The organism is Caballeronia sp. NK8 (assembly GCF_018408855.1).
Lineage (GTDB): Bacteria > Pseudomonadota > Gammaproteobacteria > Burkholderiales > Burkholderiaceae > Caballeronia.
Map to the genome: position 1 here is coordinate 2,079,770 of NZ_AP024322.1, position 20,471 is coordinate 2,100,240.

Annotated in this window: 21 protein-coding genes; 1 reads left to right on the forward strand and 20 read right to left on the reverse strand. The window is 64.4% G+C overall.

Annotation, left to right across the window (positions count from 1 at the left end; all coding sequences use genetic code 11):
- Nucleotides 1–83 precede the first annotated feature (83 nt).
- Complete coding sequence (locus NK8_RS09935; protein ID WP_061179080.1) at nt 84–1,481, forward strand: sigma-54 dependent transcriptional regulator; 1,398 nt, start codon at nt 84–86, stop codon at nt 1,479–1,481.
- A 58-nt stretch (nt 1,482–1,539) separates the two neighbouring features.
- Here the strand turns inward: NK8_RS09935 and nagZ are convergent, their stop codons facing one another.
- The 20 genes from nagZ to plsX form a co-directional block, all read right to left on the reverse strand.
- Nucleotides 1,540–2,568 (reverse strand): beta-N-acetylhexosaminidase, encoded by a 1,029-nt coding sequence (gene nagZ / locus NK8_RS09940; RefSeq protein WP_213226208.1) that lies wholly within the window; start codon nt 2,566–2,568, stop codon nt 1,540–1,542.
- A gap of 39 nt (nt 2,569–2,607) precedes the next feature.
- On the reverse strand, nt 2,608–3,012 hold the full coding sequence (acpS, locus tag NK8_RS09945) for a holo-ACP synthase (RefSeq protein WP_162066039.1): 405 nt from the start codon (nt 3,010–3,012) through the stop codon (nt 2,608–2,610).
- A 9-nt stretch (nt 3,013–3,021) separates the two neighbouring features.
- A complete protein-coding gene (gene pdxJ, locus NK8_RS09950) occupies nt 3,022–3,795 on the reverse strand; it encodes a pyridoxine 5'-phosphate synthase (protein WP_213226209.1) in 774 nt (257 codons plus the stop codon).
- Nucleotides 3,792–4,685: a DNA repair protein RecO gene (gene recO, locus NK8_RS09955; protein WP_213226210.1), complete on the reverse strand. Its 894-nt coding sequence runs from the start codon at nt 4,683–4,685 to the stop codon at nt 3,792–3,794. Before recO ends, pdxJ begins: the two co-directional genes overlap by 4 nt.
- A 3-nt stretch (nt 4,686–4,688) precedes the next feature.
- Nucleotides 4,689–5,588 carry a GTPase Era gene (gene era / locus NK8_RS09960; protein WP_213228592.1) on the reverse strand — a complete coding sequence of 300 codons (900 nt, stop codon included), beginning with the start codon at nt 5,586–5,588 and terminating at the stop codon, nt 4,689–4,691.
- A 72-nt stretch (nt 5,589–5,660) separates the two neighbouring features.
- Nucleotides 5,661–6,761, reverse strand: coding sequence for a ribonuclease III (rnc, locus tag NK8_RS09965; protein ID WP_213226211.1), 1,101 nt, complete (start codon nt 6,759–6,761; stop codon nt 5,661–5,663).
- Nucleotides 6,762–6,925: 164 nt separating this feature from the next.
- Nucleotides 6,926–7,819 (reverse strand): signal peptidase I, encoded by an 894-nt coding sequence (gene lepB / locus NK8_RS09970; protein WP_162066043.1) that lies wholly within the window; start codon nt 7,817–7,819, stop codon nt 6,926–6,928.
- 46 nt (nt 7,820–7,865) lie between these two features.
- Nucleotides 7,866–9,656: a translation elongation factor 4 gene (gene lepA, locus NK8_RS09975; protein ID WP_162066044.1), complete on the reverse strand. Its 1,791-nt coding sequence runs from the start codon at nt 9,654–9,656 to the stop codon at nt 7,866–7,868.
- Nucleotides 9,657–9,791: 135 nt separating this feature from the next.
- Complete coding sequence (locus NK8_RS09980; RefSeq protein ID WP_213226212.1) at nt 9,792–10,052, reverse strand: glutaredoxin family protein; 261 nt, start codon at nt 10,050–10,052, stop codon at nt 9,792–9,794.
- A 4-nt stretch (nt 10,053–10,056) separates the two neighbouring features.
- Nucleotides 10,057–11,601, reverse strand: a complete 1,545-nt coding sequence (locus NK8_RS09985; RefSeq protein WP_162066046.1) for a DegQ family serine endoprotease — start codon at nt 11,599–11,601, stop codon at nt 10,057–10,059.
- A gap of 22 nt (nt 11,602–11,623) precedes the next feature.
- Nucleotides 11,624–12,667, reverse strand: a complete 1,044-nt coding sequence (locus tag NK8_RS09990; protein ID WP_213226213.1) for a MucB/RseB C-terminal domain-containing protein — start codon at nt 12,665–12,667, stop codon at nt 11,624–11,626.
- A gap of 4 nt (nt 12,668–12,671) precedes the next feature.
- Complete coding sequence (locus NK8_RS09995; RefSeq protein WP_213226214.1) at nt 12,672–13,307, reverse strand: sigma-E factor negative regulatory protein; 636 nt, start codon at nt 13,305–13,307, stop codon at nt 12,672–12,674.
- 81 nt (nt 13,308–13,388) lie between these two features.
- The gene (gene rpoE / locus NK8_RS10000) at nt 13,389–13,988 is read right to left on the reverse strand and encodes an RNA polymerase sigma factor RpoE (protein WP_008342103.1); all 600 of its coding nucleotides are present in this window, start codon (nt 13,986–13,988) and stop codon (nt 13,389–13,391) included.
- A gap of 95 nt (nt 13,989–14,083) precedes the next feature.
- Nucleotides 14,084–14,551, reverse strand: coding sequence for a protein YgfX (locus tag NK8_RS10005; RefSeq protein ID WP_213226215.1), 468 nt, complete (start codon nt 14,549–14,551; stop codon nt 14,084–14,086).
- A gap of 31 nt (nt 14,552–14,582) precedes the next feature.
- Entirely contained in the window at nt 14,583–15,821 is a 1,239-nt protein-coding gene (fabF, locus tag NK8_RS10010) for a beta-ketoacyl-ACP synthase II (protein WP_062267159.1), read from the reverse strand.
- A 143-nt stretch (nt 15,822–15,964) separates the two neighbouring features.
- Complete coding sequence (gene acpP, locus NK8_RS10015; protein WP_004197638.1) at nt 15,965–16,204, reverse strand: acyl carrier protein; 240 nt, start codon at nt 16,202–16,204, stop codon at nt 15,965–15,967.
- Between the two features lie 250 nt (nt 16,205–16,454).
- Complete coding sequence (gene fabG / locus NK8_RS10020) at nt 16,455–17,195, reverse strand: 3-oxoacyl-ACP reductase FabG (protein ID WP_213226216.1); 741 nt, start codon at nt 17,193–17,195, stop codon at nt 16,455–16,457.
- An 11-nt stretch (nt 17,196–17,206) separates the two neighbouring features.
- Nucleotides 17,207–18,139 (reverse strand): ACP S-malonyltransferase, encoded by a 933-nt coding sequence (gene fabD, locus NK8_RS10025; protein ID WP_162066051.1) that lies wholly within the window; start codon nt 18,137–18,139, stop codon nt 17,207–17,209.
- Between the two features lie 132 nt (nt 18,140–18,271).
- The gene (locus tag NK8_RS10030) at nt 18,272–19,261 is read right to left on the reverse strand and encodes a beta-ketoacyl-ACP synthase III (protein ID WP_213226217.1); all 990 of its coding nucleotides are present in this window, start codon (nt 19,259–19,261) and stop codon (nt 18,272–18,274) included.
- The gene (gene plsX / locus NK8_RS10035; RefSeq protein ID WP_213226218.1) at nt 19,261–20,433 is read right to left on the reverse strand and encodes a phosphate acyltransferase PlsX; all 1,173 of its coding nucleotides are present in this window, start codon (nt 20,431–20,433) and stop codon (nt 19,261–19,263) included. The genes NK8_RS10030 and plsX overlap by 1 nt, the downstream gene beginning before the upstream one ends.
- Nucleotides 20,434–20,471 lie beyond the last annotated feature (38 nt).

Below are 20,471 nucleotides of genomic sequence, written 5' to 3' on the forward strand. Positions count from 1 at the left end.
GAGGCGACGTTTCCCGCTTACGACACGCTCGAGCCCCAGGAGGGGACGGCGCATTACAGTCCACTTTGATACGTTGGTCCGCCATGCCACACGCACTGATTGTCGAAGACGATCCCAATAGCCTCTCCGGCCTGTCCGCGATCCTCACGGCAGACGGCTTTTCCGTCGATACCGCGACGACGCTCGCCGAGGCGCGCTCCGCACTGACGCGCTTCATCCCCGATGTCGTGCTGATCGACCTGAACCTGCCGGACGGCAGCGGGCTCGACCTGCTGCCGAGCCTGCCTTCGCAACCGCCCGATGGCGCATTACCCGTCATCGTGATGACCGGTAACGCGACGGTCGAAAGCGCGATCGAAGGCTTGCGGCACGGCATCTGGGACTATCTGCTGAAGCCGGTGAACATTCCGCGTCTGCGCAGCCTGCTCGCGCGCATTCCGCGACCGTACGAGCTCACGGAGGAAGTCCAGGCGCTGCGCTCGACGCTGCGCGAACTTGGCCATTTCGGCGACATGATCGGACGCAGCGCGGCCATGCAGCACGTCTACGATCTGATCGAGCACACTGCGCCGACCGAAGCCGCCGTGATGATCTGCGGCGAGCCGGGCACGGGCAAGAAGATCGCCGCGCGCACGATTCATCAATTGAGCCGGCGTCGCAAGGGCCCGTTCATCACGTTCGACTGCTCCGCGCAGCGCACTGCCGCCGACGGCTCGCAGCGCTCGATGGAAAGCGTGCTGTTCGGCCACGAGCGCAACGCGTTCGCGGGCGCGGAGAATCGCGAGCCGGGCCTGCTCGAACAGGCCGGCGGCGGCACGCTGTTCCTCGATCAGATCGATTCGCTGCCGTCTGCGCAACAGGAAGCGCTGTTGCGCGCGCTCGATTCGCAAACCTTCATGCGTGTCGGCGGCAGCAACCGCATCATGACGGACTTCCGGCTCATCGCCGCGTCCCGCATGCCGATGCGCGAGGCGGTCGCGAGCGGCGCGATGCGCGAGGACCTGTTCCAGCGTCTGTCGGCTTCGTCGATCATGCTGCCGCCGCTGCGCGAACGCGACGACGATATCGCGTTGATCGCGGAAACGCTCGTCGACGAACTGAATCGCGAGAATCATATCGCCGGGATCACGAGCGGGTCACCGAAGCGCATCAGTCCGGCGTTCATCCGCGAGTGCATCGTCAACGAATGGCCGGGCAATGTGCGCGAGATGCGCGAGCGGGTGAGACGCGCTTATCACGCGTCGGGCGAGACGATCGAGACGCTGCGCGTGGATGAACCGGGCGGCCTCGGCGGACGCGGGCTGAACGGCAGCAGCGTGCAGGTGACGGTGGGAACCGCGCTCGCGGATGTCGAGGATATGCTGATTCGTGCGACGCTCGAAGCGGTCGGAGGCACGCGGCATCGTGCGGCGACGCTGCTCGGCATCAGTCCGAAGACGCTCTATAACAAGTTGCAGAGGATGAAGCTGGAATCGTCGTGATGGGCGGCTCCAGTTAGAAAAAAAGCCACGGTCTCCGTGGCTTTTTCGTTCAGCACGCTCAGCCGAGCATCTCCTTGACGAGCGCCCGCGCCGCCTGATAGTCGGCATGCCCCTGCAACTTGCTCCACCGCAACGCCTTCCCACGCGGTTGCATCTGCCGAACACGCTGCATGGAAGCCTTCGACGGCGTGTAACGCAACTGCTCGAGCACCTTACCCGCCTCGTCCGGCTGATTGCAGATCAGCACCACATCGCAACCCGCCTTGAGCGCCGCCGTCGCAGCCTCCGTCAGCGTGCCGCCCGCACGCGCCGCTTCCATCGACAGATCGTCGCTGAAGATCGCGCCATGGAAGCCGAGCTTGCCGCGCAAGACGTCCTGCAGCCAGATGCGCGAGAAACCAGCGGGCTTGTCGTCGACCTGCGTGTAGATTACGTGCGCCGGAATCACCGACGCCAGCGACATGCCGAGCCAGTCGTACGGACGCACGTCGGCGGCGAGAATTTCGTCGAGCGGGCGATCGTCGGTCGGCAGCGCGACGTGCGAATCGGCTTCGGCAAAGCCGTGTCCCGGAAAGTGCTTGCCGCAGTTCGCCATGCCGGCGAGCGCGAGGCCGTGATTCAGGCTCTTGGCGAGCATCGTCACGACGCGCGGGTCGCTGTGCAGCGCGCGATCGCCGATCACCTTCGACTGTCCGTAGTTCAGGTCGAGCACCGGCGTGAAGCTCATGTCGATGCCGCACGCGCGCAACTCCGCCGCGAGCACGTAGCCGAACGCGGTCGCGGCCTTGGTCGCGGCGAGCACGTCGCGGTCCCACAGCTCGCCCAGCTTGCCCGGCGCGGGCAGCACGGTGAAGCCGTCGGTGCGAAAGCGCTGCACCCGCCCGCCCTCGTGATCGACGGCGATCAGGATGTCGTCACGCACCGCGCGGATCGCATCGGTCAGCGCGACGAGTTGGGCGCGGTCCTCGAAATGCCGCGCGAAAAGAATAATGCCGCCGGTCATCGGATGCACGATGCGCTCGATATCCGCATCGGTCAGCTTCGTGCCGGCGACGTCGAACATGACGGGCCCGGGAGTGCGTTTCATCGGATTCAATTGGCTTTCTTGTGCGTTGATTGATTGAATTCAGGTGCGATCGGGCACTTCCGCGATCACGAACGACACCGCGTAGTCGCGTTCGTCGCTCACCGTGACCTTCGCGGTGATGCCGCGTTGCGCGAGCCAGTCGGCCAGTTCGCCGGATGCGGCGATCATCGGCTTGCCGCTCGGCTCGTTGAGGGTTTGCAGCGCGCGCCAGGTCATCGGCCAGCGCATGCCGAGGCCGATCGCCTTCGAGAAGGCTTCCTTGGCCGAAAAGCGCGTCGCGAGAAACGCGATCCCGCGCACTTCCGAGCGCGCGTTGCGCGCGTGATAGATGCGCAATTCGTCGGGTCCGAGCACCTTTTCGGCGAACCGCCCTTTCGTGCGTTTCATCACCGCCGCAACGCGGCTCACCTGCACGACGTCCGTGCCGATTCCGTAGATCGCCATGACGTGCGCTCAGCGTGCGTGGATCGACGCGAGACGCGACGCGACCATGATCGCCTTCATCTCGCGCACGGCGTTGTCCCAGCCTGCGAAGATCGAATGCGCGACGATCGCGTGCCCGATATTCAGCTCGACGATGCCCGGCAGCGCGGCGATCGCCTGCACGTTCGTGTAGTGCAGGCCGTGCCCGGCGTTGACCTTCAGCCCGAGCGCGTTGCCGAAATCGACGCTCGCCGCGACGCGCTCGAACTCGCGCTGCTGTTCGGCTTCATCGTGCGCTTCGGCATACCGGCCCGTGTGCAGCTCGATGACGGGCGCGCCCGCTTCGTGCGCGGCGCGAATCTGCGTCTCGTCCGGATCGATGAAAAGCGAAACGCGCGCGCCCGCATCGGCGAGTTGCCTGCACGCGGCCTTCACTTCCTCGAACTGACCCGCGACATCGAGGCCGCCTTCGGTCGTCACTTCCTGGCGCTTTTCCGGCACGAGGCAGACATCGTGCGGCCTGATCTCGCAGGCGATGTCGAGCATCTCGCGCGTCACCGCGCATTCGAGATTCATGCGCGTCTTGAGCAGCGGCCGCAGCGTGCGCACATCGGCATCGACGATATGGCGGCGATCCTCGCGCAAGTGCAGCGTGATGACGTCGGCGCCCGCTTCCTCGGCGGCGAGCGCCGCGCGGATCGGATCGGGATAGGACGTGCCGCGCGCATTGCGCAAGGTGGCGACGTGATCGATGTTCACGCCCAGATCGATCACGCTCGTAGGCGACGAGAGAAAGAAGCTCATAGTTTTTGCAGGTCGATCAGTATCTGACGGGTGGCGAGCGGCGCGCCGCCCAGGTAGTGGTTGAGCAGGAAGCGCATCAGCGTCTTGCTCTGCGCGGCCGTCTGCGGGCTGCTGGTGTCGTCGCGTTCCATGTCGATGAGCGTCTGCCCCGAGATCACCGGCCACTGGACGGGAAAATCGTCGGACGCTTCGCGCACACCGCGGTCGGGATCGAAGACATAGCGGCCTTCGGCCACGACCGGCTGGCGCGTGACGGTGCGCGTGAGGTTCATCGCATAGCCGGTTTCGCGCAACAGCACGCGCTCGAACGAACGCAGCACGTGCACGGCCGGCTCGTCGTGCGCAAGACGCGAGAGTGTCAGCACGTAGTGATTGAAGAGCGCCGGATGCGCGTCCTCGCGCGCGCAGAACTTCACGAGCAGTTCGTTCACGTAGAAGCCGCAGAGCAACGCATCGCCGGCCAGCGGCAGCATGCCGCCGACCCATTCGGCAGTCGTCAGCGTGCGGACTTCGCCCTTGCCGGACCATGACAGCCCGAGCGGCTGAAACGTCTGCAACACGCCGCGCAACGCGGAATGCGGACGTTTCGCGCCTTTCGCGACGAGCGCGACCCGGCCGAAATCACGCGAAAACACGTCGATGATGAGACTCGTCTCGCGATACGGATAGCTATGCAGCACGAAGCCCGGCTGCTCGGCGATACGAAAGTCGGAGCGCGGCGCGGCGCGCGGCCGCTTCTCTCCACCGTCACTGGGCGACGTCGACGGCGACGCCCGCTTGCGCTTCGGCACCGCGCGCGCGGCCGGGCGCTCGTCCGCGTCGAAATCGTCGTCGGGTCGATCATCGGCGGGCGGCGGAATCATCCGGGCGTCGTTCGTGCCGTCGTCCATGCATCACTCGTAGCCGTATGCGCGCAGGCCGGCTTCGTTGTCCGCCCAGCCGCTCTTCACCTTGACGAAGGTTTCGAGATACACGGGGCCATCGAAAAGCTTCTCCATGTCGAGGCGCGCCTCGGTGCTGATCTGCTTCAGCTTCGCGCCCTTCTGGCCGATGATCATCGCCTTGTGGCCGTCGCGATCGACGAGAATCGTCGCGAAGACGCGGCGCAGCCGCCCTTCGGTCTCGAACTTGTCGATGAGCACCGTGCTCGTGTACGGCAACTCGTCGCCGGTCCAGCGGAACACTTTCTCGCGCAGGATCTCCGCCGCGAGGAAACGCTCGCTGCGGTCGGTCAGGTCGTCCTCGCCGTAGATCGGCTCGCCTTCCGGCAGATAAGGCTTCACGACCGACATGAGCCGCTTGATGTCCTCGGGATGCTTCGCCGACAGCGGCACGATCTCGCGGAAGTCGCGCAACGCCGACATCTGCTGCATGAAGGGAAAGAGCGTTTCTTTGTCAGCGACGCGATCGAGCTTGTTGGCGATCAGGAGCGTGGGCGTGCCGGGCGGAATCAGGTCGAGCACTTTCTGGTCGTCGGGGCCGAAGCGGCCGGCCTCGATCACGAAGAGGATCGCATCGACGGAGGTCAGCGTCGATGTCACCGCGCGGTTCAGCGAGCGATTGAGCGCGCCGCTATTGCGCGTCTGGAAACCGGGGGTATCGACGAAGACGTACTGCGCGTCGTCGAAGGTGTTGATGCCGGTGATGCGGTGGCGTGTCGTCTGCGCCTTGCGCGACGTGATGCTCACCTTCTGGCCGACGAGCGCGTTCATCAGCGTCGACTTGCCGACGTTCGGCCTGCCGACGATCGCGACCATGCCGCAGCGGAAACCGGGAGAAACAGGAGCGTTCATCATAAATGTATGCGGCAGGAAGTCGTTGGGGCGCGAGTGCGCGATATGCGCGGCACGGATCAATGGCCGGCGTCAGTGGCCGGCGTCGGCGGCGCGCACGACACGGTCCGCGGGGGCGGCGCTGTCGCGCGTGTCGGTATCGGCTGCGGGCGCGTCGTCGCGATGATCGGGATCGGCGGGCGCGGGCTTGTCCTGCGTCGGTTCGCTCTTCGACGCTCTCTCCGGCTTGTGGATCACGGCGCGTTCCGGTCTGTCGGCGGCAGCGTAGGCGCTCGCGGACGGCTCGACGTGCGTCGCGCGAATCACCGCGAGCGGCGCGGCGGACGCGGGGCGCTCGTGCGCGCCGGCTTGTGCGCCGTGCGATGCCGGATGACGCTCGCGCCGGTCCGGTGAACGCAGATCCAGCGCCGTCTGGATGCCCGTCACGCCGGGCACCACTTCGAGTTCCGCCTGCTTGGCGGCGCGCGCGCCCTTGCGCTTGGGCTTCACGCCGAGCGACGGCACGGCGGCGACCACCTCGTCCAGCGCCTTCTTCGCGGCGGCCTGCTCGGCCGCGCGGCGGCTCGCGCCCGAACCCGACACCTTCACGTCGAGCTTCGGCACCGTGCACTCGACCTCGAACTGCTGGTTGTGCGCGGCGCCGTGCGTCGCGACGACCGTGTAGGTCGGCAGCGCGATCTTGTGTCCCTGGAGATATTCCTGCAGCAGCGTCTTGGCATCCTTGCCGATGGTGCGCGGATCGATGTGATCCAGCACCGGCGTATAGAGCCGCTTGATGACGACCGACGCGGCGTCGAAACCGCCGTCGAGGAAGATCGCGCCGAAGATGGCTTCGAGCGTGTCGGCGAGAATCGACGGACGGCGAAAACCGCCGCTGCGCAATTCGCCTTCGCCGAGCCGGAGCCCTTCGGACACGTTGAGGGCCTGCGCGATTTCGTAGAGCGACTGCTGTTTGACCAGATTCGCCCGGACGCGCGACAGGTCGCCTTCATCGAGTTTGCCGAATCGTTGGAACAAAAGCGCAGCTACCACGCAATTTAGAACGGAATCGCCGAGAAATTCGAGCCGTTCATTGTGCGTGGCGCTGTGACTGCGGTGGGTCATCGCCTGGCGCAGCAATTCCGCATTGCGAAATTCGTACCGCAGCCGGCTTTCCAACGGAGAAGATGGCATGGAGAGAGTATAACGCGGGCGCGCGGACGGGCGATTGCGCCGGCCGACGCCGGAAAACGCGTGGCGAGACGGTGTTAGCCGCGCTTCTTCACGCCATTTCGAAGCTTGTTTTAATGATCAGAAACGCCGGCGGTCGCCGAGCGACGCGCCGGCGTGTCGGCTCATCACTGGAACGAGCCGACGCGCTTCAGATTGCTGAAGTTCATCCAGATGAAGAACGCGCGGCCGACGATGTTCTTGTCCGGCACGAAACCCCAGTAGCGGCTGTCCGCGCTGTTGTCGCGGTTGTCGCCCATCATGAAATAGTTGCCCGGGGGCACCTTGCACGTGACGCCCTGCGCGTTGTAGTTGCAGTTGTCGCGGAACGGGAAGTCGTCCGCGCCGACGACGAACGGCGGCACCTGCGGATTGTTCAGGATCGCGTTCTTGCGGCCGTCGAGATCTTCCTCGAACTGCTTCGCGTAACCGATACGCTCGTCGTCGAAATAGTCCGGCAGCGGCGTCTCGGGCACAGGCTTGCCGTTGATCGTGAGCTTCTTGTCTTCGTACGCGACGGTGTCGCCCGGCAGGCCGATCACGCGCTTGATGTAGTCGACCGATTCGTCCTTCGGATAGCGGAACACCACGACGTCGCCGCGCTTGAGCGGGCTGCCGTTGGTCAGCTTGGAGTTGGTGATCGGCAGGCGCAGACCGTACTCGTACTTGTTCACGAGGATGAAGTCGCCGACGAGCAGCGTCGGGACCATCGAGCCCGACGGAATCTTGAACGGCTCGATGATGAACGAGCGCACGACGAACACCGCGAGGATCACCGGAAAGAAGCTCGCCGTGTATTCGAGCCACCACGGCTGGCGCAGCTTCTCGTCGCGCAGACGGGCGCGCGTCTGCGCGGCGTTCTCATCGGCGAAACGCTCGCCCACGCGTTCCTGCTGACGGTCGAAATCGGCCACCGCTGCCTCGGCGGCGCGGCGTCGTTGAGGTTGAAACACCAGCTTGTCGAGGACCCAGGCAATACCCGTCAAGACGACGAGAATCAAAAGAATCAGTGCGAAATTCATCAAACGCTTCCGGTTGTTATCGTTGTTTGCTTCGCGGCGCCAGGCGTCACTCGTCGACGCGCAGGATCGCCAGGAAAGCCTCTTGCGGGATTTCGACCGTACCGACCTGCTTCATGCGCTTCTTGCCGGCCTTCTGCTTTTCGAGCAGCTTCTTCTTGCGCGAGATATCGCCGCCGTAGCACTTCGCGAGCACGTTCTTGCGCAGCGCCTTGATGTTCTCGCGCGCGATGATGTTCGAGCCGATGGTCGCCTGAATCGCCACGTCGTACATCTGACGCGGAATCAGCTCGCGCATCTTCGCCGCGACTTCGCGGCCGCGATGCTGGCTCTGCGAACGGTGCACGATGACCGACAGCGCGTCGACCTTGTCGCCGTTGATGAGCATGTCCACCTTGACCACGTCGGCCGCGCGATATTCCTTGAACTCGTAGTCCATCGACGCATAGCCGCGCGACGTCGACTTCAGGCGGTCGAAGAAGTCGAGCACGATTTCCGCCATCGGGATTTCGTAGGTGAGCTGCACCTGACGGCCGTGATACTGCATGTTGATCTGCGAGCCGCGCTTGGCCGTGCACAGCGTGATGACCGAGCCGACATACTCCTGCGGCATGTACAGGTTCACGGTGACGATCGGCTCGCGCACTTCCTCGATCTTCGGCGGCTCAGGCATCTTCGCCGGATTCTCGACGGAGATGGTCGTGCCGTCGCGTTGCACGACTTCGTAGATCACCGTCGGCGCGGTGGTGATGAGGTCCATGTCGAACTCGCGCTCGAGCCGCTCCTGCACGATTTCCATGTGCAGGAGGCCGAGGAAGCCGCAACGGAAACCGAAGCCGAGCGCCTGCGACACTTCCGGCTCGTATTGCAGCGAGGCGTCGTTGAGCTTCAACTTTTCGAGCGATTCGCGCAGCGCGTCGTACTGGTTCGCTTCGACCGGATAGAGGCCCGCGAACACCTGCGGCTTCACTTCCTTGAAGCCCGGCAGCGGCGTTTCGGCGGGACGGGTCGCGAGGGTGACGGTATCGCCCACTTTGGCGGCCGTCAGTTCCTTGATGCCCGCGATCACGAAGCCCACCTGCCCCGCCGACAATTGCGCGAGGTTCGTCGACTTCGGCGCGAATACGCCGACGTGCTCGACCGGATATTGCGCGCCGGTCGCCATCATCTTGATCTTGTCCTTCGGCTTGAGCGTGCCGTTGACGATCCGCACCAGCATCACGACGCCGACGTAGTTGTCGAACCACGAATCGATGATGAGCGCCTGCAGCGGCGCGTCCGTATTGCCCTTGGGCGGCGGCACTTTCGCGATCAGCGATTCGAGCACGTCCTCGACGCCCAGACCGGTCTTCGCGCTGCAATGCACGGCGTCGGTCGCATCGATGCCGATGACATCCTCGATCTCGGAGATCGCGTTCTCGGGGTTCGCTGCGGGCAGGTCGATCTTGTTGAGCACCGGCACGACTTCGACGCCGAGTTCGATTGCCGTGTAGCAGTTCGCGACCGTCTGCGCCTCGACGCCCTGCGAGGCGTCGACGACGAGCAGCGCGCCCTCGCACGCGGACAGCGAACGGCTGACTTCGTAGGAGAAGTCGACGTGCCCGGGGGTATCGATCAGATTGAGGTTGTAGACCTGGCCGTCGCGCGCCTTGTAGGTCAGCGCCGCGGTCTGCGCCTTGATCGTGATGCCGCGCTCGCGCTCGAGGTCCATCGAATCGAGCACCTGCGCTTCCATCTCGCGGTCGGACAGGCCGCCGCACAACTGGATGATGCGGTCGGCGAGCGTCGACTTGCCGTGGTCGATGTGCGCGATGATCGAGAAGTTACGAATATGATCCATTCAGTGCCGCAAGCCCGAAAAAAGCGAAAAAGGCGCGCCCTCACCAACGCGGGAGCACGCCTTGAAAATTTTGGGAAAACTTGAGCATTTTAGCCGAAATCGGGGGTGGCCCGTCGGATTTCGCCTTTAGCGGCCTCACGGCTCGCGCGCGTTGAGCGCAGCGTTCACGGCGCGGACGTCGAGCCGGTACTGGCACAACTCCACGCCGTCGAGCATCAGCACCGGCACGCGCTCGTTGTAACGCGCCTCCAGCAGCGGATCTTCGTCGATGTCGATCCATTCGACGCCCAGGCCGTGTCGCGCCGCGATCGGCTCCAGTTCGGTCCGCATCTCCTCGCACAGATGACACCAGGCGCGCCCGTACAGGACGAAAGGCGCGCCGGAAGCCCGCTTCATGCGCTTACTTCTGTGCCGGCACGCGCGGGCGCAGCGGCACGAACTGCGTGTTGTCGCCGCGACGCACGAGCACCGCGACCATCTTGCTCGCGTCGAGATTCTGCGCGACGGCCTCGAACTGCTTCGCGCTCGTGATATCCGTGTCGCCGATGCGCAGGATGATGTCGCCCTTCTGGAAGCCCGCGCGCGCAGCCGGCCCTTCGACCGCGTCAACCTGCACGCCGGTGCTCAGCTTCAGCGCCTTTCTCTGGTCGGCGGGAATGTCGCTCACCGCGAGCCCGAGCGAATTGCTCGCGCGCTCCTTCGGCTGCGGCGACTTCTTCTGCTCGGTCTTCGCGACCTTGTCCGGCTGCATCTCGGCGACGGTGACAGGCAGATCGCGCGTCTGGCCCTTGCGCCAGATCGTGAGCGTGGTCTTCGTGCCCGGCTTCGTCTCGCCGACCATGCGCGGCAGATCGGTCGCGGTCTCGACGTTCTGGCCGTTGAACTTGAGGATGATGTCGCCCGGCTGCACGCCCGCCTTGTCCGCCGGACCACCCGCTTCGACGCTGGATACGAGCGCGCCTTGCGCCTTCGGCAGCCCGAGCGAATCCGCGACATCCTTCGTGACTTCGCCGATCGCCACCGCGATGCGGCCGCGCACGACCTTGCCCGAGGTCTTGAGCTGATCGGCCACGCGCATCGCTTCATCGATCGGAATCGCGAACGAAATGCCCATGAAGCCGCCCGTGCGGCTGTAGATCTGCGAGTTGATGCCGATGACTTCGCCCGCCATGTTGATGAGCGGACCGCCCGAGTTGCCCGGATTCACCGCGACATCGGTCTGGATGAACGGCAGGTAATCGCCAGTGTCGCGCCCCTTCGCGCTGACGATGCCCGCGGTCACCGTGTTGTCCAGGCCGAACGGCGAGCCGATCGCGAGCACCCATTCGCCGACGCGCACCTTGTTCGAATCGCCGATGGTGATGGCCGGCAGGTTCGTCGCGCTGATCTTCACGACGGCCACGTCCGTGCGCTCGTCGACACCGACGAGACGCGCCTTGAATTCGCGTTTGTCGGTGAGCGTGACGTAGATGGTGTCCGCGTCGTCCACCACGTGCGCGTTGGTCATCACGTAGCCATCGGTCGACAGGATGAAGCCCGAGCCGACGCCGCTGCTTTGTTCCGAGTTGTCCTGGTTGTCGTCGGGCGCGCTCCGGCTGCCGCCCTTGCCCTGATCGCCGCCGCTGCCGCCGCCGTTATTGCCGCCGCCACCGCCTCCGCCGCCGCGCGGGGGCTGGCCCGGCATCGGAATGCCGAAGAAGCGGCGGAAGAATTCGGACATGTCGCCGTCGTCGAGACCGGGCGGCAGGCCGCGCAGATCGCTGCTGGTACCGACGCGCGAAGTCGTGCGAATGTTCACGACCGAAGGCCCGACCCTGTCGACGAGCGTCGTGAAGTCTGGCAGGTTCACCGTGGGCGCCGCCGCCGACGCAGATTGCGATACGAACGGCAGGCACACGGCGAGCGCCGCGGCCGCGATGAACTTGCGCAGCGAGAAGTTGCTCATAGGTTGGAGGCCGGGATCTGAATTACTTGGAAGGCTTGTATTCTATGGTAGAAGCAAATTGCTGCAACGTGGCTTGCGGCACTTCCCCCAGCAAGGTGATCCAGAAATCCCCGCGGCGCTTCACCAGTACGTGCGTGGCGCCGCTGTTGCCCGCGCCTTCCTTGCGCGTACTTTTTTCCACCGGCTCGACGAAAACCGAGATCGTGGCGAGGCCATCGGAGAACACGGCCTGATCGACCGGAATCGGCGGCTGGCCTTGCTGGCTCGACGCCATCGGACGGCGCAGTTCGCGAATCTTGCGAAAACCCGCGATGCCCGGCGCGAGTTGCCAGCCCTGCGCTTCCATGTCGACCGGCTGCACCGGCAGCCGCACGATGGTCCAGCCCGACGTGCTGCGAATGCCGTTTGCGATCGGCGTCTTGTCGATCGGCCCGCCAATGCGTACCTGCGAGAACGAAAGCTGTTCGAGCACCTGGCCGTCCGGGTCGAGCGTCTGCGCGCGCAGCAGCAAGCCGGTCTTGGTGTCCGCCCACAGTTTGTAGGCGAAACGCCAGGAATCTTTCGGATCGAGTTCCAACACCTGGCTGTCGATGCCCGCGACGCGGTCGTTGCCGAGCAGTTTCGGCTCGTAGAAGGACAGCACCTGATCGCCGCTGGTCGACAGCAGTGCGGGGAACGAATCCCGGTTCTGCCGATGTTCGACCGTGAGCAAGTGCCGTTCGGGCACGAACGTGAACATGTCGTCGTCGTGACGCAGCATCTTGCGCGGCGCGCCGTCGAGACTTTCGAGCGATTCGTATTCGCCGTCGCCGCGCGTGGCCACATGCGTGATGCGCGACGATTGAACCGTCGCGCCACGCTGATAGACGAAGGTGCCTTCGTAATTCTGCTGTTGCGCCGCTTCGTGAATGCGGTTGAGCATTGCGGCGGCCGATTTGCGGGTCGCGGCGGGATCGTCTCCCTGCGCGAAACTGACCGATGCCGCCGTCAACAACGCGGCTGCGCAGAGCATCAATGCCAGCAGCCGTCCCCAATAGTTCGTTTTAGTCAACCGCACACTCGGCATCAAATTATTGACTCTGCGATGTAGCCGCCGCGCGAATCAAGGGCATGGAACCTGGCATCACAGGCTGTTGAGAGAACTGCTGATGCGCTTCGAGATACTGGTCGAGACTGGCATCGCGGATGATGTTCGCTTCCACGATCGGCGTGCGCGTGGTCGCCGCCGGCACCGACGCGAGCGCCACGCGCTGCATCGAATCCGCCGGTGCGACGCTCGCCACTTGCGCGCCGGAGTGGCTGTCCACGCCTTGCAACTGCGGCACCACGATCCACGTCAGCGTGGCGGCGGCCGCGGCCACCGCGAAAGCCGGCATCACGCGACGGCGCAGCATGCCGCCACGCGCTTTCGCCGCTGTGGCCGGCAGCGCGGCTGGCGCCAGCACATGCGCTTCCGCCTCGAAACGTTCGGAGAATGCGGCCATGAACACGCTGCTGCGCGCCGGACTGACCGCGAGATCGTCGGAGCGCAGCGCGTCGCCGATCAGGTGATAGGCCGACCACGCCGCGCGATCGTCGTTTTTCAGTTCCGCGAGAAACTGGCTGACACTGCCGATTTCGTCGAGCGATTCACCGTCGACGAACGCCGACATGCGCTCGCCGCGCGGACCTGCCTGTGTTTGATTCTGCATCGAGACCGACCCCATGATGCTCCCCATCTTTGACCACACCCCGTTGTGACACCACCAACCCAGATATCGCGCCCCTGCCCCGAGGATTCGCGCCGCCTACCAGCGCTTGCCTTCAGGAGTGTCCAACAACGGACGCAATTTTGCCGCAATGGCTTCGCGAGCACGAAAAATTCTCGATCTGACGGTGCCGATCGGGCAATCCATCATTTCGGCGATTTCCTCGTAACTCAGTCCTTCAATCTCCCGGAGCGTGATGGCGGTGCGCAATTCCTCCGGCAGCAACGCCATCGCGGCGTTGACTGTCTGAGCGATCTGCTTGCTCATCAACATCGACTCGGGCGTGTTGATATCCCTTAGTTGGTCCGCGTCGGAGAAAGTTTCCGCTTCTTCAGCATCGGCTTCGGTAGATGTGGGAGCGCGGCGGCCCTGCGTCGCAAGATAGTTCTTTGCGGTGTTGACCGCAATCCGGTAGAGCCACGTATAAAAGGCCGATTCGCCCCGAAACTGCGGCAGCGCGCGGTAGGCCTTGATAAAGGCGTCCTGGGCGACGTCCTCGACCTCGGCGGGGTCGCGCACGAGGCGCGAGATCAGTCGAATGATCTTGCGGTGGTATTTGGCGACCAGCAGTTCGAACGCAGCCTTGTCGCCCTTCTGGACACGCTCGACCAGCAATTGGTCGATTTCTTTTTCGCTCACCTGGGAAATCCGTTTAACTTGGGGTGTTGCGCGGAGGGCTATTGTAGCGTTACCGCCTGTAAGGCAACCGGAACGCTCATGGGCCGTTACAGTCGTTACAGGTGAGACGCGGCGGCGCGGCGCGCCTGGACGGCAAGCTGGCGAAAGGTGTCGGCATCGACGGAATCAGCCGCGACGACGAGCGTTTCGCGCCGCCCGCGCGCATCGGCGAGTGTCAGCGCGAGGAGTCGGCCGCCCCATTGCGCGCATCTCGCGACGCGCGTGTGCCGCGTTTCGCCGGTTCGGCTCACGATTGTGAGACCGTCCGGGTGCAGGCTGAGCGCCCTTGGCTGAGCGCGCATCCATCGATATGACGCGAGTCCGAGCGCCGCCACGGTTGCCGCGCTTGCCACGGCAGCATGGCCGACCTGTTCCGCGTGCGCGAAAACACACTGGAAAACCGACGCGCCCGCGAGCCCGATGAATGCAAGCGACACGACCCGCAGAAAACGCGACGGCCGCATCGCGACGCCCGGCGTCGAGCCGGTGTCACGATGCGGCCGTTCCACGCACGCGCCCGTCATATGGATCCCCGTGATGACGAGCGCGCCGTGCTCAGTGGCGCTTGAAGACGAGCGAGCCGTTCGTTCCGCCGAAGCCGAACGAATTCTTCACCGCCACGTCGATCTTCATTTCCCGCGCGGTGTTCGCGCAGTAGTCCAGGTCGCACTTCGGATCCTGGTTGAAGATGTTGATGGTCGGCGGCGACACCTGATTGTGGATCGCCAGCACGGTGAACACCGACTCCAGGCCGCCCGCGCCGCCCAGCAGGTGGCCGGTCATCGACTTGGTGGAGTTCACCACGACCTTCTTCGCCTGATCGCCGAGCGCGCGCGTGATGCCGATGGTCTCGGCGATGTCGCCGAGCGGCGTCGACGTGCCGTGCGCGTTGACGTAGTTCACTTCATCGGCGTTGACGCGCGCGTTCTTCATCGCGTTGACCATCGCGCGGCGGCCGCCGTCGCCGTCTTCCGGCGGCGCGGTCATGTGATACGCGTCGCCGCTCATGCCGTAGCCGAGCACTTCGGCGTAGATCTTCGCGCCGCGCTTCTTCGCATGCTCGTACTCTTCGAGCACCATCACGCCCGCGCCTTCACCGAGCACGAAGCCGTCGCGGTCGGTGTCCCACGGACGGCTGGCCGTCGCGGGATCGTCGTTGCGCTGCGACAGCGCGCGCGCCGCCGCGAAGCCGCCGATGCCGAGCGGAGACACCGTGGCTTCCGCGCCGCCCGCGATCATGACGTCCGCGTCGCCGTATTCGATCAGGCGCGATGCCTCGCCGATGCAATGCAGGCCGGTGGTGCACGCCGTGACCATCGACAGGTTCGGGCCCTTGAAGCCGAAACGGATCGACAGATGGCCCGAGATCATGTTGATGATCGACGCCGGCACGAAGAACGGCGAAATGCGGCGCGGGCCGCGATTGAGCAGCTCGGTCTGCGTGACTTCGATCATCGGCAGACCGCCGATGCCCGAACCGACCACGACGCCCACGCGCTCGGCGTTTTCATCGGTGATCTCGAGGCCGCTGTCCTGCATGGCCTGAACGCCCGCGGCGAAGCCGTAATGGATGAAAGTATCCATATGGCGCGCCTCTTTGGCGGGCATGTAGTCTTCGATATTGAAGCCCTTCACCTCGCCCGCGAAACGCGTGGAGAAGTTCGTTGCGTCGAACTTCGTGATATTGGCGATGCCCGACTTGCCCGCGACCAGATTGGCCCAGCCGTCGGCAACAGTATTGCCGACAGGCGAAACGAGCCCCAGGCCTGTAACAACAACTCGACGACGGCTCACGGTAACCCCTTATCCATAGAATGACGAAAAACAAAAGCCACAGCGGCCACAGGAAACCGCCCTGTGTGCCCTGTGGCTGTCAAATCGGTTTGCAGCGACGATGCATCGGCTGATTGAGCGATGAGTCGCTGGCGCGTCCGGCCTCAGGCCTTGACGTTCGCGCGAGCGTAATCGATCGCCTGCTGAACCGTGGTGATCTTTTCGGCCTCTTCATCGGGAATTTCCATGCCGAATTCGTCTTCCAGCGCCATCACGAGTTCGACCGTATCGAGCGAGTCAGCGCCCAGATCGTTCACGAACGAAGCTTCGTTCTTGATTTCGGCTTCCGCCACGCCCAGTTGTTCGGCGACGATCTTCTTCACGCGCTGTTCGATGTTGTCCATGCAGCCCTCCGAGGGGAAAAAAGTTCAAAAATACGAGTGCGCGCATTTTATCAGGTTTGGACCCGCAAAATACGGCGCGTCAGTTGCCATGCTCCGCCGTCCGGCGCCCGTCATCAAGAGGGCTGCCGCCGGCCTCGCATCGATTCTTCACTGCCGCGCTGGAACGGTGCACCAATGCTCTTTTGAGCATTTCACGCGCCCGTCCCGGCGCGGATATTAAGCGAAATTCGGCGAAATGCCTATTAAGGCCTTACATGTACATGCCGCCGTTCACATGCAGCGTCGTGCCGGTGATATAGCCGGCAAACGGCGATGCAAGAAACGCCACGGCATGCGCGATATCTTCGGGCGCGCCCAGCCGGCCGAGCGGAATCTGCGCGGTGAGCGCGGTGCGCTGCTCTTCCGGCAGAACCTTGGTCATATCGGTGTCGATGAAACCCGGCGCGATGCAGTTCACGGTGATGCCGCGGCTGCCGATTTCCCGCGCGAGCGCGCGCGTCATGCCCGCGACGCCGGCCTTCGCAGCGGCGTAGTTGGCCTGACCCGGATTGCCCGACGAACCGACCACCGACGTGATGTTGATGATACGGCCGCCGCGCGCCTTCATCATCGGGCGCAGCACGGCGCGCGACAGGCGGAAGACCGCGCGCAGGTTGGTGTCGATGACGGCGTCGAACTCGTCGTCCTTCATGCGCATCGCGAGCTGGTCTTTCGTGATGCCCGCGTTGTTGACGAGCACGTTCAGCGCGCCGAATTCCTTCACGATACCGTCGATGAAGGCATCCGCCGCGGCCGCGTCGTTCACGTTCAGCACCGCGCCGCGGCCTTTGCCGCCCGCCTGCTGCAACGCTTCACTGATACCGGTCGCGCCGCTTTCGCTGGTCGCCGTGCCGATGACCGTCGCGCCCTGCTTCGCGAGTTCGAGCGCGATCGCGCGTCCGATGCCGCGCGATGCGCCCGTGACGATTGCTACTTGATTCTGGAGACTCATGTCGTGGTTCCTCAGCCGGCGATCAGTTTGCGCGTTTCCTCGAGCGAGGCCGGATCGAAGATCGAGCCGCCAACGAGATTGCCGTCGATGCGCTTCGTCAGACCCGCGAGCACCTTGCCCGGTCCGCATTCGATGACGTGCGTGACGCCTTCCTTCGCGATCGCCTGCACGCATTCGACCCAGCGCACCGGACCGGCCGCCTGACGCACGAGGGCGTCCTTGATCGCGGCGGAATCCGAAACGATCGCGACATCGATGTTATTGATCAGCGGAATCTGCGGCGCCTTGATCTCGACTTTGGCGAGATAGTCGCGCAACTGATCCGACGCCGGCTTCAGCAGCGACGAATGGAACGGCGCGGACACCGGCAGCGGCAGCGCGCGCTTCGCGCCCTTCGCCTTGGCGACTTCGCACGCCTTTTCGACAGCCGCCTTCGAACCCGCGATCACCACTTGCGCGGGCGCGTTGAAATTCACCGCCTCGACGACGCCCGCCGACGAAGCCTCCGCGCACACGGCGCGCACGGTGTCGTCATCGAGACCGAGGATCGCGGCCATGCCGCCCTCACCCACCGGCACGGCGCTTTGCATCGCCTGCGCACGAAAGCGCACGAGCGGCACGGCGTCCGCGAAGGCGAGCGCGCCGGCCGCGACGAGCGCGGTGTATTCGCCGAGGCTGTGCCCTGCGACGAGCGCCGGCTTCAGGCCCGTTTCCTTTTCCCACACGCGGTAGATCGCGTACGCGGCCGTCAGCATGACGGGCTGCGTGTTCGTCGTCAGGTTCAGTTCTTCTGCCGGGCCTTCGGCGATCAGCTTGCCGAGATCCTGGCCGAGCGCGTCGGATGCCTGCTGCACGGTTTCGCGCACGATGGCGTGATCGGCGAATGCATTGAGCATGCCGATCGACTGCGAGCCCTGTCCGGGGAAAACGAACGCAAATTTCATATCGTCCTCGTTGATTGGAATGATCCGCGATGTCGTCGGTGCCTGCGCGCAAACCGCGCGCTCATGCGGCGCGCGGCGGCTGTCGTGACGAAGGGATCAGTTGCGAATGAGTAGAGGGAAATCGATAAACGATCAGTAGCGGATGACCGACGCACCCCACGTGAAGCCACCGCCCACGCCTTCGATCAGCACGTTGTCGCCGCGCTTGACGCGGCCGTCGCGCACCGCGACGTCGAGCGCGAGCGGAATCGACGCCGCCGACGTGTTGCCGTGCTCGCCGACCGTCACGACCATGCGCTCCGGCGGCAGATGCAGCTTGCGCGCCGTGCTTTGCATGATGCGGATATTGGCCTGATGCGGAATCAGCCAGTTGATGTCTTCCGGCGTGAGCTTCGCCTTGTCGAGCGCTTCGATCGCGACCTTTTCGAGCACGTTGACCGCGAGCTTGAACACGGCCTGACCATCCATGTGCAGGAACGCGCTGCCTTCGACGACACCGCCGTTCACATTGCCCGGCGTGCAGAGAATGTCTGAATAGCTGCCGTCCGCGTGCAGCGCGCTCGACAGCACGCCCGGCTCTTCGGACGCCTGCAGCACGATTGCGCCCGCGCCGTCGCCGAACAGCACGCAGGTGGTGCGGTCGTTGAAATCGAGAATGCGCGAAAACGTCTCCGCGCCGATGACCAGCGCCGTGCGGTTCAGGCCGCTGCGAATGAAGCTGTCCGCCGTCGCGACGCCGTACGCGAAACCGGAGCACACCGCCTGCACGTCGAAGGCCGCGCCGTTGTTCTTGATGCCCAGCTTGTTCTGCAGCAGGCACGCGGTGCTCGGAAACACGAAGTCCGGCGTGGAGGTCGCGACGATGATCAGGTCGATCGACTGAGGATCGATGCCCGCTGCCTCGATCGCTCTCTGCGAAGCGATGAGCGCGAGGTCGCTGGTGGTCTGATTCGGGGCCGCGAAGTGGCGCGCGTGAATGCCGGTGCGCGCGACGATCCATTCGTCACTCGTCTCGACGCCCTGCTTCGCGAGACGGTCCGCCAAGTCCTGATTCGTGACGCGCTCGGACGGCAGATAGCTGCCGGTGCCCAGCACGCGAGAGTAAAGATTGGATTGAGCCATTATGCCTTCGAATGTAGCGCAGTACCGGACGCGTCCGGCGGGTTCGGCTGCGAGTTGGGCTGGGGCGCGGGCTGTGAATCGGCCTGTGAAACGGGCGGCTGGATCGATTGATCCGGCGCAGCCGCCGCATCGGACGCAGAAGCGTTCGTGTCGGCCTCGCGCGCCGCGGGCGCGTTCTCTTCCATCGCGCGCACCAGGCGTTCGAGCACGCCATTTTTGACGGCATCATACCCGCGTTTGATGGCCCACTCAAACCCGAAGGCCTCGGCCGAACCGTGACTTTTGATGACCAGCCCGCGCAGGCCGAGCAACGCCGCGCCGTTATATTGCGCGGGATCGACACGTTTCTTGAAACGCTTGAGCACGGGCAGCGCGACGAGCGCCATCAGCTTGGAGCTGAACGAACGGCTGAACTCTTCCTTGATCATGTCGGCGAGCATCTTGGCGAGACCTTCGGAGGTCTTCAGCGCGACATTGCCGACGAAACCGTCGCACACGACGACATCCGTGGTGCCTTTGTAGATGTCGTTGCCTTCCACGTTGCCGTAGAAGTTGAGCGTACTCGCGCGCAGAAGCTCGCCCGCGCGCTTGATCGTTTCGTTGCCCTTGATGACTTCTTCGCCGATATTGAGCAGGCCGATCGTGGGCCGCTCGCGCCCTTCGATCGCCGACACGAGCGCGTGGCCCATTTCAGCGAATTGCAGCAGGTGCTCGGGTTCGCAGTCGACATTGGCGCCGAGATCGAGCACGGTGGTGTAACCCTTCTGGCTCGGCATCGCGAACGCGATGGCGGGACGCTCGATGCCGGCGAGCGTCTTCAGCACATAGCGGGACACCGCCATGAGCGCGCCGGTATTGCCGGCGGAAATGCAGGTCTGCGCCTCGCCTTCCTTCACGAGGTTGAGCGCGACGCGCATCGACGAGTCTTTCTTCTTGCGCAGCGCGACTTCGACGGGGTCGTCCATCGCGACGACTTCGCTCGCGGGAACGACGGTCAGGCGCGGCTCGTCGAGAGCCTTCGACTTCTTGAGCTGGGCGCGGATGGGCTGCTCGAGACCGACGAGCATCAGATGCGCATCGGGATGCGAGCGCACGAAACTGACGGCAGCGGGGACGGTCACGGCCGGACCGTGGTCGCCTCCCATGCAGTCGATGGTTATCTTTACAGTCATGGAACGCGACGAATTTCGGGCACAAAAAAGCGGCAGTG